The organism is Micromonospora sp. NPDC004336 (assembly GCF_053602615.1).
Window position 1 is genome coordinate 1 of sequence record NZ_JBSGDY010000299.1, and the last position, 3,923, is coordinate 3,923.

Genomic DNA, 3,923 nt, shown 5'->3' on the forward strand with positions numbered 1-3,923 from the left:
GGCCAGCGCGGCGGCGACCTGCTCGGCCTGGCGGCGCATCGCGGAGAAGGTGAAGCCGGTGGAGGGTCGGGTCGCGCCGCCCGCCGTGCCGAGGCGGACCACCCGGGGCGAGGGCCGCGGCTCGAACGGGCCGTCGGTCATCGGGATCACCCCGTTCTCCACCTCCCGCACCCGCAGCCCGGCCGGGTCGAGGCCGAGCAGGTCGCGGTAGCCGGCCAGCGCGGCGTCGTACCCGGCGTCGGTGAGCAGGGCCGGGCCGAACTCCGTGTACTCCACCAGGGCGTACCGGTCGCTGACGGGCAGCACGTAGCCGAACGACACGCCCCGGGCCGGCTGCGGGGTGCGGAAGTCCATCAGCACGGCCCGGGACGGGTCGAAGACCGGCGCGTCGGACTCCAGCCACCAGCCCCGGAAGTGCTGGAGCCAGTTGGTGCGGCCGGGCCGGCGGGGCGGCCGGGGCCGGGAGTCGAGCACCCAGGAGGCGCGCACCGTCGGCCCGCCCCCGCCGACGCGTACCGTGACCCGCCGGCCGTCGTCGTGCAGGGCCTCGACGGGCGCGACGATCCGCCGCACGCCGAGCCGCCGCTCGGCCTCGGCAGCCCGGTCGTAGACCGGGCCCGAGCGCAGCATGGCGTACCGCAGGGGGGCCAGGTCGAGGGCGCGGCGGCCGGCGGGCGTCGCCACCTCGACCCGGCGCCAGCTCGCCGCCAGCAGCGGGTCCAGTTCGTTGCCGGGACGGTCCCAGAACGCCCACGTCCGGTCCTGGCCGCGCCGGTGGACCGGGTCGACGACGGCGATCCGGGGGCCGCGCACGCCGCGCCGGTCCAGGGCGGCGAGGAGCAGCGACGCGGCGCCGCCGCCGCCGACGAGCGCCAGGTCGACGTCCAGCGCAGCGGAGGTGTTCACGCCGACCACGCTGTCACACGGTCCCGGGCGACCGGTCACCGACCGGCCGGGACCGGTCGCGCGGCCCGCCACGGCGCCGCCGGCCCGCGAGCTGCTCCTGCCCGGGTCGCCGGCGGCGCCGCGTGCGGCCGTTGGCCTTCGCCGCGTTCCTGGTCGGCCTCCGGGGACGCCGGCGGTGCCGCGGCGCGTCTACTGTGGTGATCATGACGTACACCGACACCGAACTGGCGATCGTCGCGGCGCAGGCCGGCGCCGACGTGGTGCGGGCCCGTTACGGCGGCCCGCTGGACCGGTTCGACAAGGGGGCCGGCGACTTCGCCACCGCCGCCGATCTGGAGTCGGAGCGGGCCGTCCTCGACGTCCTGCGGGGCGCGCGGCCCGACGACGCCGTGCTCGGGGAGGAGAGCGGGCACACCGGCTCCCGCTCGGCCGACCGGACCTGGCTGGTCGACCCGCTCTGCGGCACGCTGAACTACGCGGCGCGGACCCCGCTGGTCGCGGTGAACGTGGCCCTGCGCACCGACGCGGGGATCACGGCCGCCGCGGCGGCCGACCCGATCGCCGGCGAGCTGTTCTGGGCGGGCGACGGCCGGGCACACGTACGCCGCGACGGCGTCGACGAGCCGCTCCTGCCGTCGGCCCGGTCGGGGCTGGTGGACGTCGACCTCGACCCGCCGTTCCCGAACGCCCCCGTCTTCGACGCGCTGCGGCTGCTGGCGGACGCGGAGTTCACCTCCCGGTTCCGGCCCCGGGTGCTCTCCACGACGCTGGCCCTGGCGTGGGTCGCCGCGGGCCGGCGGGCCGCGTACGTCACCGACCGGGACGTCCGGGACAGCGTGCACTTCGCCAGCGGCATCGCCCTGTGCGAGGCCGCCGGCTGCGTGGTGACCGGCCTGCGGGGGCAGCCCCTGCACACCGGCGTCGGCGGGCTGCTCGTGGCGGCGGACGCGCCGACGCACGCCGCCCTGCTGGCCGTGATCGACAAGCAGTTCCGGGCGGAACGCCCGTCGTCCGGCTAGCACTTACCAAAAGGTAAGTACCTGAGAAAATAGTAAGTACCTGAGAAAATAGTCGGTACTTGTCGCGTGGTGCGCGCCGGAACAGGATTGGTCCGGCCCCGACGAAGATCGAGACTCGGGGCGGGACCGATGAGGAGCACGTCCATGACCAACCGCGAGCCGACCCCCGTGACCGTGCTGGGCCTGGGCCCGATGGGCCAGGCGCTCGCCGGCGCGCTGCTGGCCGCCGGCCACCCGACCACCGTCTGGAACCGCACGGCCGACCGGGCCGACGCCCTGGTGTCGCGGGGCGCGCGACGGGCGTCGACGGCGGCGGAGGCCGTCCGGGCCAGCCCGCTGACGCTCGTCTGCGTCATCGACTACACCGCCGTCCGCGCGATCGTGGAGCCGGCGGCCGACGCCCTCGCCGGGCGCACCCTGGTGAATCTCACCGCCGACACCCCCGAGCGGGCCCGCGCGATGGCAACCTGGGCGGCGGAGCGCGACGTCGACTACCTCGACGGGGCGATCATGACACCGGCACCCACCATCGGCGGGCCGGCCGCCCTCGTCCTCTACAGCGGCGCGGAGCGGACCTGGCGGGCCCACCGGGACACCCTGGCGAGCCTGGGCGGCACGGCCGACTGGCGGGGCGCCGACCCGGGCCGGGCCGCCGCCCACGACGTGGCCCTGCTCGACGTCTTCTGGACCGCGATGCACGGCGTCGCGCACGCCTTCGCCCTGGCCCGCTCCGAGGGGATCGCGGCGGGCGACCTCGCCCCGTACGCCAGGGGGATCGCGGGCCTGCTGCCCGACCTCGTCGACGACCTGGCCCGCCGGGTGGACGCCGGCGACCACACCGCCGACTTCTCCAACGTCGCCTCGGCGGCCGCCGGCATGGCGCACGTCGTGGAGGCGGCCGAGGCGCACGGCATCGACTCCGGCCCGCTGCGGGCGGCCGGCGCCGTCGCCGACCGGGCGATCCGGGCGGGTCACGGCGGGGACGACTTCTCCCGGCTGACCCAGGTGTACGCCGCCGGCGCGTAGGCGCCCCGCGTCGGGGACGCTGGACATGCAGCCGTCCGGTTGCCTATCCTACAGGCAGCCGGACGGCTGCATGTGCGAGGTGGACAGGGTGGACGAGGTGTTCCGGGCGCTCGCCGACGCGAGCCGCCGCCGGCTGCTCGACGACCTCAACCTGCGCAACGGGCAGAGCCTGCGCGAACTGTGCGCGGGGCTCGACATGACCCGGCAGTCGGTCAGCAAGCACCTGGCGGTGCTCGAGGCCGCCAACCTGGTGACCACCGTGCGACGCGGCCGGGAGAAGCTGCACTACCTCAACCCCGCGCCGATCAACGCGATCGCCGACCGGTGGATCCACCGCTACGACCGGGAGCGGGTCCGCGCGCTCGCCGACCTGCAGAGAGCACTGGAGCGGGAGCCGATGGAGAGTCCCACCTTCGTCTACACCACCTACGTCAACACCACCCCGGAGCGGCTCTGGGCCGCGCTGACCGAGCCCGAGTTCACCCGTCGCTACTGGGGCGGGGTCGCGCTGCGCTCCGACTGGCGGGTCGGCTCGCCGGTGCTGTGGCAGGACGAGCCGGACGGCGAGTTCCGCGACCTGGGCCAGCGCGTCCTCGTGGCCGAGCCCCACCGCCGGCTCTCCTACAGCTGGCACGGCTTCCAGCCCGAGCACGCCGCCCACTTCGGCTGGTCCCCCGAGGAGCTGGCGGCCCGGCTGACCGAGCGGCGCTCCCGCGTCACGTTCGACATCACACCGTACGGCGGCTTCGTCCGGCTCACCGTCACCCACGACGACTTCTCCCCCGACAGCGAGATGCACCGGGCGGTCAGCGGCCAGCTCGACGGCAGCGGTGGCTGGCCGGAGCTGCTCGCCAGCCTGAAGACCCTGCTGGAGACGGGAGAGCCGCTGCCGGAGCCGACGACCGCCGCCGGCTGACCCCCGGCGGCACCGGTCGCGCCCAAGCCGCCGCCTGCCCGCGCCGACACCGCCCG

At 76.0% G+C, this 3,923-nt stretch carries 4 protein-coding genes; 3 read left to right on the forward strand and 1 reads right to left on the reverse strand.

The genetic code is table 11. The features are described from left to right. A partial coding sequence (locus tag ACWENR_RS29970) for a lycopene cyclase family protein (RefSeq protein ID WP_452280303.1) occupies positions 1–906 on the reverse strand: 906 nt, incomplete at its 3' end. Positions 907–1,109: 203 nt separating this feature from the next. On the opposite strand from ACWENR_RS29970, the gene ACWENR_RS29975 reads away from it, so the two are divergent. The 3 genes from ACWENR_RS29975 to ACWENR_RS29985 all read left to right on the forward strand — a co-directional run bounded on the left by ACWENR_RS29975 (position 1,110) and on the right by ACWENR_RS29985 (position 3,867). Then, positions 1,110–1,925 carry an inositol monophosphatase family protein gene (locus ACWENR_RS29975; RefSeq protein WP_452280304.1) on the forward strand — a complete coding sequence of 272 codons (816 nt, stop codon included), beginning with the start codon at positions 1,110–1,112 and terminating at the stop codon, positions 1,923–1,925. Positions 1,926–2,069: 144 nt separating this feature from the next. Next, on the forward strand, positions 2,070–2,951 hold the full coding sequence (locus tag ACWENR_RS29980; RefSeq protein ID WP_452280305.1) for an NAD(P)-dependent oxidoreductase: 882 nt from the start codon (positions 2,070–2,072) through the stop codon (positions 2,949–2,951). Between the two features lie 88 nt (positions 2,952–3,039). Then, complete coding sequence (locus ACWENR_RS29985; protein WP_452280306.1) at positions 3,040–3,867, forward strand: ArsR/SmtB family transcription factor; 828 nt, start codon at positions 3,040–3,042, stop codon at positions 3,865–3,867. The last annotated feature ends 56 nt before the right edge of the window (positions 3,868–3,923 follow it).